The organism is Rhizobium sp. GR12, assembly GCF_036596185.1.
Taxonomy (GTDB): Bacteria; Pseudomonadota; Alphaproteobacteria; order Rhizobiales; family Rhizobiaceae; genus Agrobacterium; species Agrobacterium nepotum.
This window is the reverse complement of sequence record NZ_JASXTH010000006.1, coordinates 291,219-304,152: the sequence shown is the minus strand read 5'-3', so window position 1 is coordinate 304,152 and position 12,934 is coordinate 291,219. Positions and strand designations below refer to the sequence as shown.

Genomic DNA, 12,934 nt, shown 5'->3' with positions numbered 1-12,934 from the left:
TCTTTAGCTTTCAGAACCCTGATTCAAATTTTGGCCTAATTGGCTTGACCATTTTAAAAAACCGGCCTAACCATTTGGCTCAATATTGCCCCCGGTGGAGCGGGGAGCGCGGGTGGAGGTTTCTTGATGTCGCAGGGCGCATCGACAATTCGAGGCGATTTTTCGCCTGAGGAGATGGCGCGCGGCCAAGTTTCGGGCCTCCTGCGTCTTGAAAACATCAGCAAGGAATTTCCGGGCGTCAAAGCGTTGTCGAATGTGCATTTCGATCTGCGCAGCGGCGAGGTTCATGCCGTCTGCGGCGAGAACGGGGCCGGAAAATCGACGCTGATGAAGATCATCAGCGGTGTGTATCAGCCGAGCGAAGGAACCATCCTGCATAAGGGCGTCAAGGTGCAATATGCATCGCCGCTGGAATCCGAAGCCGCCGGCATCGCCATCATCCATCAGGAACTCAACCTCGTTCCGCATCTTTCGGTCGCCGAAAACATCTATCTTGCGCGTGAGCCGCGCCGTGGCTTCCTCGTCGACCGCAAGAAGCTGCGCCTCGACGCCAAGCGCTGTCTCGATCGGCTGGGGGTCGATATCGACCCCGACCAGATCGTTCGCGGTCTCTCTGTCGCCCAATGTCAGATGGTGGAAATCGCCAAGGCGCTCTCTCTTGATGCCGAAGTGCTCATCATGGACGAGCCGACCTCCTCGCTGACCGAGCAGGAAACGCGGCTGCTGTTCAAGGTGATCCGCGATCTCAAGGCGTCGGGCGTCGGTATCGTCTATATTTCCCACCGTCTCGATGAAATGGCCGAGATCGTCGACCGGGTGACGGTTCTGCGCGATGGACGCTATATTTCGACCGACGATTTTGCGTCGATCACCGTTGACGATATCGTCACGCGCATGGTCGGGCGTTCGCTGGAGGACAAGTTCCCCGAGCGTACGTCGCGTCCTACGGAAGACATTATTTTCTCCGTCGAAGGGCTGACGCGCACCGGCGTTTTCCATGATGTCGGCTTTTCGCTGCGGCGCGGCGAAATTCTTGGTTTTGCCGGCCTTATGGGCGCGGGCCGAACGGAAGTCGCACGAGCAATCTTCGGTGCCGATCCTCTGGATGCGGGCAAGGTCGTTTTCAATGGGCGCGAACTTTCAATCAGTTCACCGCAGGACGCCATCAGGGAAGGCATCGCCTACCTCTCGGAAGACCGCAAAAGCGACGGTCTTGCTATCAAGATGTCCGTCGCGGCCAATACGACGCTCGCAAATATCGGCGAGGTTTCCAACCGCTTCGGGCTGATCGACTTCAAGAAACACGACGATGTCGCCAGACGGTATGTCGATCTCCTGAATATCCGTACCCCCTCGATCGAACAGACGGTACGGCTGCTTTCGGGCGGCAATCAGCAGAAAATCATCATCGGCAAATGGCTGTTCCGGCAGTCGCGCGTGCTGTTCTTCGACGAGCCGACACGCGGCATCGATGTCGGCGCAAAATTCGCGATCTACAAGATCATGGACGAGCTGGCCGCGCAGGGCATCGGTGTCATTCTCATCAGCTCGGAACTGCCGGAAATTCTGGGGCTGACGGATCGTATCGCCGTTTTCCACCAGGGCCGGATCACGGGCGTGCTTGAGACCGCCAAGACCAATCAAGAAGAAATCATGCGGTACGCGTCCGGTTACGGTCGGACTGCGCAGTGAGGAACGACATGGCTAATATTGCAGAACCCAAGAAAAGCTTCTCTTTTAGCGAACGCCAGAAAGACATCATCCAGAAGTTCGCGGCTCTTGGCAGTCTCGTTGCGCTGGTCATGGTGTTTTCCGCCACTAGCAGCGCCTTTTTCTCCGTCAACAATGCCATGACCATTGCGCTGCAGGTGACCTCCATCGCCCTTCTCGGCATTGGTGCGACCTGCGTCATCATCACCGGCGGCATCGATCTTTCCGTCGGTTCCGTGCTTGCGCTTGCCGGTGTCGTTGCTGCACTTGCGGTGAAAGAACTGGGCATGCCGGTGCCGATCGGTATGTTGCTCGGCATTCTGACGGGCTCGCTTTGCGGCCTCATCAACGGCCTCATGGTCACGCGTTTCAAGCTTCCGCCTTTCATCGCAACGCTTGGCATGATGCTGATCGCCCGCGGTGTCGCGCTTCAGATTACCGGTGCGCGGGCCGTTTCCGGCCTCGGCGAATCCTTCGGCGAACTCGGCAACGGCGCTCTCTTCCGCATCGTCAATATCGGCGACGACGGATTTCCGAACGTGGTGTTTCCGGGCATCCCCTATCCCGTCATCCTGATGGTGGTGATTGCGCTCGCCGTTTCCTTCATGCTCAACCGCTCGATCCTTGGCCGGCATATCTATGCTGTCGGTTCGAACGCGGATGCTGCGCGCCTTTCCGGCGTGAACGTCGCACGCGTCACCAATTTCACCTACATCCTGTCCGGTACGCTCGCCGGGTTGACGGGCTGCGTGCTGATGTCGCGCCTCGTCACCGCCCAGCCGAACGAGGGCGTGATGTATGAGCTGGACGCCATTGCCAGCGCCGTTATCGGCGGCACATCGCTCATCGGCGGCGTCGGCACGATTTCGGGCACGGCGATCGGTGCTTTCGTCATCGGCATCCTGCGCAACGGTCTCAACATGAACGGCGTATCCGCCTTCACGCAACAGATCATCATCGGCCTCGTCATTCTGGTCACCGTCTGGATCGACCAGTTGCGCAACCGCCGCTGATCAAGGGCTGCGGACCCTATCCGCAAAAAAGATCGGCACGGGAGGCCCGGTATGCCGACATCACGGAGGAAGAAATGAACAAACTTACGACCGCCCTTCTGACATCCGCAATCGCGCTGTGGAGCGTCTCCACCGTGCAGGCCGGTGAAATCGCCGTCATCGTCAAGACCGTCAACTCCACCTTCTGGCAGAACGTTCAGAAGGGCGCCGATGCGGCGATGAAGGACTCTGCCGGCAACACCATGACCTTCCAGGGTCCGGCTTCCGAATCGGCCATCGCCGATCAGGTCAACATGGTCGAAAACGCCGTAAACCGTAAGGTTTCGGGTATAGTGCTGGCTCCTTCCGATCCTGACGCGCTGGTTCCGGCTGTCAAGAAAGCCTGGGAAGCCCGCATTCCCGTGGTGCTGATCGACTCGCAGCTCGCCAAGGGTTCCGAGCAATATTATCAGTCCTTCCTGGCGACCGATAACAAGAAAGCCGGCGAACTGGCTGCGCAGGCGCTGATCGACAAGGTGGGCAAGGAAGGCAAGATCGCTGTCATGTCCTATGTCGCAGGCGCCGGTTCGGAAATCGGCCGCGTTGGCGGTTTCACCGATTATATCCAGCTGCATTCGAATCTGAAGATCGTCGGTCCGTTCTATTCGCAGTCGCAGATGGCAACCGCGCTGAACCAGACCACTGACGTTCTGGCCGCCAATTCCGACCTGAAGGGCATCTTCGGAGCCAACGAACCCACCGCCATTGGCGTGGGCCGCGCGCTCGCCCAGACCGGCAAGGCGGGCAAGGTTATCGGTATCGGTTTTGACGGTAACCAGGACCTTCAGGGCTTCGTCAAGGACGGCACGCTGACCGGCATCGTCGTTCAGGGTTCCTATCAGATGGGTGAAAAGGGCATCGAAACCGTTTCCAAGCTCATCAAAAAGGAAAAGGTCGAGAAGTTCGTCGACACGGGCGTCGTTGTCGTCACCAAGGACAATATCGAAAAGCCGGAAGCCAAGAACGTTCTTTATTAAAGCATGATGGCGCGCCGCTTTGCGGCGGCGCGCCTCACAAATCTGAGACGCGGCATTTCAGGCAAACTAGACATGGTTTTGACCGTCCGCTCTACCTAAAAATTCAGGAAGCCCCCTGCGATGAAAGTCTCCGATACACGTAAATTGCCGCGCCGCACCGTGGACGTCACGGTCATGGGCCTCGGTTGCGCCCAGATGGGTAATCTCTATCGCGTCACGCCTTACGAGGAATCCAAAGGCGCGTTCGACAAGGCGTGGGAAAGCGGCATTCGCTATTTCGATACCGCACCTTTTTACGGCTATACGCGTTCGGAGCGTCGCCTTGGAACCATGGTGACGGAGCACGACCGCAGCGAATACTCGCTCAGCACCAAGGTCGGCCGCGTCATGGTTCCCGACGAAACGGTTGGCCCGGAAGAGGACGCCTATATTGCGCCGCTACCCTTCCGTCCGGTGTATGATTATTCCTATGACGGTATTCTGCGTTCCTTCGAGGCCAGCCAGCAGCGGCTCGGCATTCTGAAGCCGGATATCCTTTATGTGCACGATATCGGCTCCTACACGCATGGCGAAAAGCACCAGCATTATTGGGAGCAATTGACCACCGGCGGCGGCTTCCGGGCACTCGGCAAGCTGCGTGAGGAAGGGTCGACGGGCGCTATCGGCCTCGGCGTCAACGAATGGGAAATCGTCGGCGACGCCATGGATGTTTTCGACATCGACGTTGCCATGCTTGCCGGCCGTTATACGCTTCTGGAGCAGCAGAGCCTTGCCTTCATGAACCGGTGCGCTGAAACCGGCGTCGCCATCGTTGCCGCCGGCGTTTTCAATTCGGGCATTCTGGCGGGCAACCGCAAATTCAACTATGCCGATGCGCCTGCCGACATCATCGCGCGCGTGGATGCGCTGCAGGGTGTGTGCGACGAACTGGGCGTATCGCTGCCGGCGGCTGCGCTGCAATTTCCGCTCGCGCATCCGGCTTCGGTTACTGTCGTGTCGGGCGCGCGCAATGCTCAGCAGCTCACCTCCAACATAGAATGGTTCGAACAGGCTATTCCGGACGAATTCTGGTCGGAGCTGCAAAAGCGCGGCCTGATTCCCGAAGGCGCGCCTGTGCCTGGCACAAAGGCCTGATGCGATGATCATCGATGCCCACCAGCATTTCTGGCTGATGAAAGATCGTGCCGGCCAGTGGCCGCCGCCGTCTCTCGCAGATATCTACCGGGATTTTCTTCCGCAGGATCTGTCGCCTCTGCTGGCAAAAGCCGGGGTGTCCGGCACGGTGCTGGTGCAGACGATGGAAAATGCGGCCGACACGGATTTCATGCTGGATCTGGCGGATAGCACCGGTTTCATCAAGGGTGTGGTTGGTTGGGTGGACATGAAGTCCACCGACGCGGCGGCGGAAATCGCCAGCCGGGCAAAACATCCGGCCTTCAAGGGCGTGCGCCCGATGCTGCAAGGTCTGGAGGATGTCAGCTGGATCGACGATCCGGCGCTCGATGCCGCCGTAGATGCACTGGTGGAACACGGGCTGGTGTTCGACGCGCTGGTCCTGCCGCCGCATCTGCCACATCTTCTGGCCTTCGCGCGCCGGCACCCGCAATTGCCTGTTGTCATCGACCACGGTGCCAAGCCGCTTATCGCTACCGGTCACTATAGCGACTGGCGCAGGGATATGGCGGCTCTGGCGGCCCTTCCCAACCTCCACTGCAAGCTGTCCGGCCTGTTGACCGAGCGTGGCGAGCAGAGACCGGAAGCGGTTCGGCCCTATGCCGAAACCATTCTGGAACTATTCGGCGGCGAACGCGTGATCTTCGGCAGCGACTGGCCGGTGTTGCGGCTGGCTGGCGACTACCAGCAATGGCTGGACTTCTGCCGCGATATCGTGCCCGAGCACGACCATGCGGCAGTCTTTGGCGGCAACGCCGCTCGTTTTTATTCCCTTTCCCACAGGTGATGCATGCTGGCGATTTTCTGCGAGACCCCCGGTCAACTTGTTTCCAAGGAACTACCGAAGCCCGCGCGTGGTGAAGGTGAAGTGCTGGTGCGTATCCGTCGCATTGGCGTCTGCGGTACGGACCTGCATATTTTTACCGGCAATCAGCCCTATCTTTCCTATCCGCGCATCATGGGCCACGAGCTTTCCGGCACGGTGGAAGAGGCGCCGGAAGGCAGCCATCTGTCGACGGGCGATGTCGTTACCGTCATACCCTATATTTCCTGCGGCGAATGCAGTGCCTGCCTTAAGGGCAAGAGCAATTGCTGCCGCAATATCGGTGTGCTCGGCGTTCATCGCGATGGCGGCATGGTTGAATATCTGAGCGTTCCGCAGCAATTCGTGCTGAAGGCGGAGGGCCTGAGCCTCGATCAGGCAGCAATGACTGAATTTCTGGCTATCGGTGCACATGCCGTGCGTCGTGGTGCGGTCGAAAAGGGTCAGAAGGTGCTGATCGTCGGTGCTGGTCCGATCGGCATGGCGGTTGCGGTTTTCGCCGTTCTCGATGGCGGCGAGGTGACGATGATTGACGGGCGCACCGACCGGCTTGATTTCTGCAAGCAGCATCTCGGCGTCACCCATACGGTAACGCTTGGCGAAGGCGACAAGGACCGTTTGTCGGAGATTACCGGTGGCGATTTCTTCGATGCTGTCTTCGACGCGACCGGCAATCCGAAAGCCATGGAGCGTGGTTTTTCTTTCGTCGGCCACGGCGGCTCGTATGTGCTGGTTTCCATCGTCGCCAGCGATATCGCCTTCAATGATCCGGAGTTTCACAAGCGTGAAACCACGCTGCTCGGCAGCCGCAATGCCACGCCGGAGGATTTCGAGCGGGTGTTGCAGGCCTTGCGGGAAGGCAAGGTGCCGGAAGCGCTCATCACCCACCGCATGACGCTTGCCGATGTGCCTTCCAAATTCGCCGGGCTGACCGATCCGAAAGCCGGAGTCATCAAGGGCATGGTGGAGGTCGCATGACGACTGAGACGCCCATCCTGCAATTCGGCACCAGCCGCTTTCTTCTGGCGCATGCGGATTTGTTCATTTCGCAAGCGCTGGATAAGGGCGAAGCCCTTGGGCGCATCGCAATTGTCCAGACGACCGGCAATGCGGAAAGCCTGAAGCGCGTAGCAGCGCTGAACGGCGGCGCGTCCTATCCGGTGTGTATTCGCGGCATTCGCGACGGGCAAGAGGTGGACGAGGAAATTCCGGGCAAGGCTGTCGCGCTGGCGCTGACGGCGGCTGCGGACTGGGCGGAGGTGCGGCGCATCGCCTGCCTGGCCGAGGTCATTCTGTCCAATACGGGCGATCGCGGTTATGAGCTGGATTCGTCCGACGGTCCCGACCTGGCGGCGGATTTCAGCCTCGTGCCGAATAGTTTCCCGGCCAAGCTTTGCATGTTGCTGTTGGAGCGTTTTCAGACCAATCCGGAAGCGCCCCTCTCGATCTTCCCCTGCGAGCTTGTTCCGCGCAATGGCGACCGATTGAAGGAAGTCATTCGCCAGCTTGCCGACGGGTGGCAACTGCCTGCGGGTTTCGGCTTCTATCTGAATGAAAAATGCCGTTTCGCCAATAGTCTGGTGGATCGCATCGTCTCCGAGCCGATCGATCCGGTCGGTGCGGTTGCCGAACCCTATGCGCTCTGGGCAATCGAGCGGCAGGAAGGTCTCGTTCTTCCCTGCACCCACCCGGCGGTGGTGCTGACTGATGATCTCGACCATTACGAAAAGCTGAAGCTGTTCCTGCTCAATCTCGGCCATTCCTATCTGGCCGAACGCTGGGTGCAGGATGCCCGTGCGAAAGACGAGACGGTGCGGCAGGCAATGGCCGATGGTGCTCTCGTCGCGGATCTGGAAACGCTCTGGCGTGATGAGGTTCTGCCAGTTTTTGCTGCGGAAGGCATGGGGAGCGAGGCACAAGCCTATATTAATGCGGTGCGGGAGCGTTTCATGAACCCCTTTCTCGCGCATCGGCTCGCAGACATTGCCGGCAATCATGACGAAAAGAAACGCCGTCGTTTCGTCCCGGTCATCGCGGCGGCGGAACGTCTGGGATTGAATTTGCCGCAGCAGAAGCTGCGTGCGGCGCTCGCCACCATCAAGCAATAACGGAGTTTTTCATGCAGCGCATGGGCATGGTCATCGGTGTCAAGCCGGAAATGATCGCAGAATATAAAAGGCTGCACGCCGCCGTCTGGCCTGAGGTTCTGGCGCTTATCAGCGACTGCAACATCCGCAACTACACGATCTTCCTGCGCGAGCCGGAAAATCTGCTGTTCGGATATTGGGAATATCACGGCAGCGATTTCAGCGCCGATATGGCGAAGATGGCCGCAAGCCCGAAGAACTTGGAATGGTGGTCTTTCACAATACCCTGCCAGCAACCGCTCGAAAGCCGCAAGGAAGGCGAGTGGTGGGCCATGATGGAAGAAACATTCCACCTCGACTGAACGATATCCATACACACTGACCGCGAGTGAACGGCCATGACAAAAATTACAGATCTGCGTGTTTTCGACCTGCGCTTCCCGACCTCCCAGAGCCTTGATGGTTCGGATGCGATGAACCCCGACCCGGATTATTCGGCGGCTTACGTCATTCTCGACACCGACGAGCCAGGACTAAAAGGCCACGGGCTGACCTTCACCATTGGCCGCGGCAACGAAATTTGCTGCATGGCAATCGAGGCGATGCGCCATCTGGTGGTCGGCACCGATCTCGCCACCGTGACCGAGAACCCGGGCAAATATTGGCGGCATCTGACAAGCGACAGCCAGCTGCGCTGGATCGGCCCGGACAAGGGCGCGATGCATCTTGCCACCGGTGCTGTCGTCAACGCGGTGTGGGACCTGCTTGCCAAGAAGGCGGGCAAACCCGTCTGGCAGCTCATTGCCGATATGACCCCGGAAGAAATCGCCGACATCGTCGATTACCGTTATCTGACCGATGTTTTGACCAAGGAAGATGCGCTCGCAATCCTCAAAAAGGCCGAAAGCGGCAAAAAGGAACGCATCGAGACGCTGAAGAACGAAGGCTACGCCTGCTATACGACCTCGGCCGGCTGGCTAGGTTATGACGACGCCAAGCTGCGCCGTCTTTGCCAGGAAGCGATCGATGCCGGTTTCAATCACGTGAAGATGAAGGTTGGTCGCGATCTGGAAGACGATATCCGCCGTCTCACCATCGCCCGCGAGGTAATCGGTCCCGACCGTTATCTGATGATCGACGCCAATCAGGTGTGGGAAGTGGATCAGGCAATCGACTGGGTCAAGAAGCTGGCCTTCGCCAACCCCTTCTTCATCGAAGAGCCGACCAGCCCCGACGATATTGCCGGCCATCGCAAGATCCGCGCGGCTATCGGCTCCGTGAAGGTGGCGACCGGCGAAATGTGCCAGAACCGCATCATGTTCAAGCAGTTCATCGCCGAAGGCGCGATCGATGTGGTGCAGATCGACAGCTGCCGCATGGGCGGCCTGAACGAAGTGCTGGCGGTTCTGCTGATTGCCGCCAAATACAATTTGCCAGTCTGGCCGCATGCCGGTGGCGTCGGCCTTTGCGAATATGTGCAACATCTGTCGATGATCGACTATCTTGTGGTTTCCGGGACAAAGGAAGGCCGCGTGATCGAATATGTCGACCACCTGCACGAACACTTCATCGAGCCTTGCGATATCCGCAATGCCGCTTACATGCCGCCGAAGTTGCCGGGTTTCTCCATCGAAATGAAGCCGGAGTCGATCGAGACCTACACCTTCGAGGAATGAACAAAGGATGACAGCGCTTCTTCGAGGCGCTGCCAGTTCTCTTCGCCAGCGGGAAGGCCGAAACGCATGTCGTCCGGCCTTTCATCAAAAATGCGCACCAGAATGCCGTGCCGGCCGAGATGATCGAACAGTTCGGCGGCGCGGTGGTCCCGAACAAGGGTAAACAGGCTCGTGCCGCCGGTAATCGCCAGTCCTGCTTTTTCCAGCAGGCAATTCATGCGCCGCGCTTCTTCCGCGAGCCGGAGACGCATGGATGATTGCCATTCCCTGTCCGCCAAGGCTTGCGTCGCGATATGCAGCGCCGGGCCGGAAACCGCCCATGGGCCAAGCCTCGCCTCCAGTTCCGCAGCGATATCGGGATGTGCAATTGCGAAACCCAATCGAACGCCCGCCATACCGTAAAATTTGCCGAAGGATCGCAGGACGACCAGCGCATCCTGACCGGCAGCATTCGCAAGGCTTTCTGCGCCTCCCGTTTCGATGAAGGCTTCGTCCACGACCAGCAGGCCGCCTTTACGGCGCATGGCCTCGGCCAGCGACACTAAAGCTTTGCGATCCGTGATGCGGCCATCGGGGTTATTGGGATTGACCACCACTGCATAGTCGTGAGCCGACAGATCACTGATGTTTTCTACCTCGGTCACTGTCAGTCCGGCCATGCGAGCGGTTCGGGCATGTTCGGCATAGGCGGGGGAGAGCACCGCACCGCTTTTTGCGCCACATTCGAGCGCGATGCGAGCCAGCAATGGCATCAGCATCTGCGTGCCGGGGGAGAGCGTTACATGTCGGAGGGATGGTGCGCCGAAACTTGTGGCGGCGAGCCGTTTCAACTCTTCGGCGTCATCAGGCTCCGGCAGGCGGGCAAATGCACTGGCGGGAACGGGCGAATGCGGGTAGGAGTGCGGATTGATCCCGGTCGAAAGGTCGATCCAAGGTTCCGGCGCTTCAGGAAACATCAGGCGCGCCTTGCCGAGATTGCCGCCGTGACGGATCGCAGCCTGCGCCTTTTCTGGTACTGTTTCGCCCATGTTCTTTGCTCTCGCTTTCCTGTCGCTCGTCATCGAACGCCTGACCGGTTATCCGGACTGGCTGTATAAGCGCATTGGCCATCCCGTCACCTGGATCGGATCGCTTATCGCGCTGCTGGATAAAAAATGGAACCGGGAGAGTGCGTCATTTTCGCAGCGAAAGGCGGCAGGCGTGACAGCGCTGGCGGTTTTTTTGGGACTGACGGTGCTTCTCGCATGGTTTGCGCAATCCGTTCTGCTTCTCTTCCCCTTCGGTCTGTTGCTTGTTGCGGTGCTCGGCGCGTCACTTCCGGCGCAAAAAAGTCTGGAACAGCATGTGGAGGCCGTCGCCATCGCGCTGGAGCGCGAGGGGGTGGAAGGCGGACGCAAGGCGGTTTCGATGATCGTCGGGCGTGATCCGCAGGCGTTGGACGAGGCGGCGATCTGCCGGGCGGCGATCGAAAGTCTGGCCGAGAATTTTTCCGACGGCATCGTCGCCCCTTCCCTGTGGCTTAGTCTTTTGGGGCTGTCGGGCGGTGCGGGTTACAAGGCGATCAATACGGCCGACAGCATGATCGGCCATCGCTCGCCGCGCCATGAGGCCTTCGGCTGGGCCTCGGCGCGGCTGGATGATCTGGTCAACCTGCCGGCATCGAGACTGAGCGGCGGTCTTTTCGTGGTCGCCGCGTTTTTCGTGAAGGGCGCATCGCCGCGCGGAGCCATTGCCGCGATACGTCGGGATGCGTATCATCATCGCTCCCCCAATGCCGGCTGGCCAGAGGCGGCTCTAGCCGGTGCCCTCGGTTTCGCGCTTGCCGGGCCGCGCTCCTATGGCGGGCAGATGATCGAGGCGCGCTTCATGGGCGAAGGGGGAAGATCGGCGTTGATTGCCGGAGATATTCGCACGGCGCTCCGGCTGGCGCGGATTGCGGACCTGTTGTTGATCGGCCTGTTCGGGTTGCTGGCGATGCTTATCGCGCTATAGAAAGCAGCCTGTCGAGGTCGAGATGGTTCTCCATATGCGCTGCGAGGCGGTCAAGAACGGCGTCCACCTGGGCATCGTAGTTCAGTTCCGTGCCTTGCCCGCCAAGCCGCTCCAACCATGCACTGCGCTGGCGGTCATCCGCGAAAAGACCGTGGATATAGGTGCCGAAGATGCGGCCATCAGGCGAGATAGTTCCGTCTGCGTGTCCGTCGATGGTCGAAAAAGGAATGCCGTCCACCGTGCTTTTGGTTTCTCCGACATGCATTTCATAGCCGGATAAAGGAATTCCGTCGAAACTTCTACCCTGCACGGAAACAAGCCTCTTATCGCCGGTCAAAACCGTCGTCACATCCAGCAGGCCAAGCCCATCGACCGTCGCTGGCGGCCCTTCGATGCCGTCAGGATCGGCAACGGTTTTCCCCAGCATCTGGTATCCACCGCAGAGGCCGAGAACGTAGCCGCCGCGTCTCACATGCGCCTTGATATCGATGTCGAGACCGGCATTTTTCAGCACGGCGAGATCGGCGATGGTGGATTTCGAACCGCAAAGTAGAACCAGTCTGCAATCGGCGGGAATGGTCTCGCCCGGCCGCACGCGGATCAGCTCCACATCCGGCTCCATGTCGAGGGGATCGAGATCGTCGAAATTGGAAATATGCGGCAGGATCGGCACGGCAATGCGGATCTTCGCGCCAGACTTTTGTTGTGCCGGGCCGGAAAGCCCGAGAGCATCCTCTGCCGGCAGTTTCGCGGCATCGGAAAAATGCGGCAGAAGCCCGATGGAGGCCCAGCCCGTCTTTTCCGCAATCATCCGCATGCCCTCCGAAAACAGCGCAGGATCGCCGCGAAAGCGGTTGACGATGAAACCTTCTATCATCGCGGCATCGTCGGGATCGAGCACGGTCTTGGTGCCGACGAGGCTGGCGATGACGCCGCCACGGTCGATGTCGCCGATCAGGATTACGGGCGCGCCGGCTGCGCGGGCGAAACCCATATTGGCGATGTCGTTGGCGCGCAGGTTGATTTCGGAAGCACTGCCCGCCCCTTCCACCAACACCAGATCGGCCTGTTTTTTCAGGTATTCGAAGCTTTCCAGCACGCGCGGCATCAGTCCGGCCTTCATGTGCTGGTAATCGGCAGCTTTCGCGTTGCAGAGAATTTTCCCCTGAACCACCACCTGAGCGCCGGTTTCGCTCTGCGGCTTCAGGAGCACAGGGTTCATATGAACCGAGAGCGGCACGCCCGCTGCCCGCGCCTGTAGCGCCTGCGCCCGGCCAATCTCGCCGCCATCGGCGGTGACGGCTGCATTGTTCGACATGTTCTGCGGCTTGAACGGCATGACGGACAGGCCACGCCTGACGAAAGCGCGGGCGAGGCCGGCCACCATCAGCGATTTGCCGACATCCGAGCCGGTCCCCTGAAACATCAGCACGCGTGCAGTCAT

General features: G+C 59.5%; 12 protein-coding genes. 10 read left to right on the top strand and 2 right to left on the bottom strand.

Annotation, left to right across the window (positions count from 1 at the left end; all coding sequences use genetic code 11):
* Positions 1-126: 126 nt before the first annotated feature.
* The 9 genes from QSK43_RS12995 to QSK43_RS12955 all read left to right on the top strand — a co-directional run bounded on the left by QSK43_RS12995 (position 127) and on the right by QSK43_RS12955 (position 9,498).
* Positions 127-1,692: a sugar ABC transporter ATP-binding protein gene (locus QSK43_RS12995; RefSeq protein ID WP_162484798.1), complete on the top strand. Its 1,566-nt coding sequence runs from the start codon at positions 127-129 to the stop codon at positions 1,690-1,692.
* 8 nt (positions 1,693-1,700) lie between these two features.
* A complete protein-coding gene (locus tag QSK43_RS12990) occupies positions 1,701-2,723 on the top strand; it encodes an ABC transporter permease (protein WP_045019299.1) in 1,023 nt (340 codons plus the stop codon).
* Between the two features lie 74 nt (positions 2,724-2,797).
* On the top strand, positions 2,798-3,739 hold the full coding sequence (locus QSK43_RS12985; protein WP_045019300.1) for an ABC transporter substrate-binding protein: 942 nt from the start codon (positions 2,798-2,800) through the stop codon (positions 3,737-3,739).
* A gap of 120 nt (positions 3,740-3,859) precedes the next feature.
* Complete coding sequence (locus QSK43_RS12980; protein WP_332303767.1) at positions 3,860-4,873, top strand: aldo/keto reductase; 1,014 nt, start codon at positions 3,860-3,862, stop codon at positions 4,871-4,873.
* Positions 4,874-4,877: 4 nt separating this feature from the next.
* On the top strand, positions 4,878-5,699 hold the full coding sequence (locus QSK43_RS12975; RefSeq protein WP_332303766.1) for an amidohydrolase family protein: 822 nt from the start codon (positions 4,878-4,880) through the stop codon (positions 5,697-5,699).
* Between the two features lie 3 nt (positions 5,700-5,702).
* The gene (locus QSK43_RS12970) at positions 5,703-6,713 is read left to right on the top strand and encodes a zinc-binding alcohol dehydrogenase family protein (RefSeq protein ID WP_332303765.1); all 1,011 of its coding nucleotides are present in this window, start codon (positions 5,703-5,705) and stop codon (positions 6,711-6,713) included.
* The gene (locus QSK43_RS12965) at positions 6,710-7,843 is read left to right on the top strand and encodes a mannitol dehydrogenase family protein (RefSeq protein ID WP_332303764.1); all 1,134 of its coding nucleotides are present in this window, start codon (positions 6,710-6,712) and stop codon (positions 7,841-7,843) included. Before QSK43_RS12970 ends, QSK43_RS12965 begins: the two co-directional genes overlap by 4 nt.
* An 11-nt stretch (positions 7,844-7,854) precedes the next feature.
* Positions 7,855-8,184 (top strand): L-rhamnose mutarotase, encoded by a 330-nt coding sequence (locus QSK43_RS12960; protein ID WP_332303763.1) that lies wholly within the window; start codon positions 7,855-7,857, stop codon positions 8,182-8,184.
* A gap of 36 nt (positions 8,185-8,220) precedes the next feature.
* Positions 8,221-9,498 carry an L-fuconate dehydratase gene (locus tag QSK43_RS12955; protein ID WP_332303762.1) on the top strand — a complete coding sequence of 426 codons (1,278 nt, stop codon included), beginning with the start codon at positions 8,221-8,223 and terminating at the stop codon, positions 9,496-9,498.
* Here QSK43_RS12955 and cobD read toward each other — a convergent pair.
* On the bottom strand, positions 9,480-10,526 hold the full coding sequence (gene cobD / locus QSK43_RS12950; protein ID WP_332303761.1) for a threonine-phosphate decarboxylase CobD: 1,047 nt from the start codon (positions 10,524-10,526) through the stop codon (positions 9,480-9,482). The two genes, QSK43_RS12955 and cobD, sit on opposite strands and share 19 nt — an antisense overlap.
* Between cobD and cbiB the strand changes: the two genes are divergently transcribed.
* A complete protein-coding gene (cbiB, locus tag QSK43_RS12945) occupies positions 10,525-11,490 on the top strand; it encodes an adenosylcobinamide-phosphate synthase CbiB (RefSeq protein WP_332303760.1) in 966 nt (321 codons plus the stop codon). The genes cobD and cbiB overlap by 2 nt on opposite strands.
* Here the strand turns inward: cbiB and QSK43_RS12940 are convergent.
* Positions 11,477-12,934, bottom strand: a complete 1,458-nt coding sequence (locus QSK43_RS12940) for a cobyric acid synthase (protein WP_332303759.1) — start codon at positions 12,932-12,934, stop codon at positions 11,477-11,479. The two genes, cbiB and QSK43_RS12940, sit on opposite strands and share 14 nt — an antisense overlap.

What these genes read in the sequence shown, in the direction of transcription:
- QSK43_RS12995 (WP_162484798.1), top strand. Translation starts at nt 127, where the DNA reads ATGTCGCAGGGCGCATCGACAATTCGAGGCGATTTTTCGCCTGAGGAG.
- QSK43_RS12990 (WP_045019299.1), top strand. Translation starts at nt 1,701, where the DNA reads ATGGCTAATATTGCAGAACCCAAGAAAAGCTTCTCTTTTAGCGAACGC.
- QSK43_RS12985 (WP_045019300.1), top strand. Translation starts at nt 2,798, where the DNA reads ATGAACAAACTTACGACCGCCCTTCTGACATCCGCAATCGCGCTGTGG.
- QSK43_RS12980 (WP_332303767.1), top strand. Translation starts at nt 3,860, where the DNA reads ATGAAAGTCTCCGATACACGTAAATTGCCGCGCCGCACCGTGGACGTC.
- QSK43_RS12975 (WP_332303766.1), top strand. Translation starts at nt 4,878, where the DNA reads ATGATCATCGATGCCCACCAGCATTTCTGGCTGATGAAAGATCGTGCC.
- QSK43_RS12970 (WP_332303765.1), top strand. Translation starts at nt 5,703, where the DNA reads ATGCTGGCGATTTTCTGCGAGACCCCCGGTCAACTTGTTTCCAAGGAA.
- QSK43_RS12965 (WP_332303764.1), top strand. Translation starts at nt 6,710, where the DNA reads ATGACGACTGAGACGCCCATCCTGCAATTCGGCACCAGCCGCTTTCTT.
- QSK43_RS12960 (WP_332303763.1), top strand. Translation starts at nt 7,855, where the DNA reads ATGCAGCGCATGGGCATGGTCATCGGTGTCAAGCCGGAAATGATCGCA.
- QSK43_RS12955 (WP_332303762.1), top strand. Translation starts at nt 8,221, where the DNA reads ATGACAAAAATTACAGATCTGCGTGTTTTCGACCTGCGCTTCCCGACC.
- cbiB (WP_332303760.1), top strand. Translation starts at nt 10,525, where the DNA reads ATGTTCTTTGCTCTCGCTTTCCTGTCGCTCGTCATCGAACGCCTGACC.
- cobD (WP_332303761.1), bottom strand. Translation starts at nt 10,526, where the DNA reads ATGGGCGAAACAGTACCAGAAAAGGCGCAGGCTGCGATCCGTCACGGC.
- QSK43_RS12940 (WP_332303759.1), bottom strand. Translation starts at nt 12,934, where the DNA reads ATGACTGCACGCGTGCTGATGTTTCAGGGGACCGGCTCGGATGTCGGC.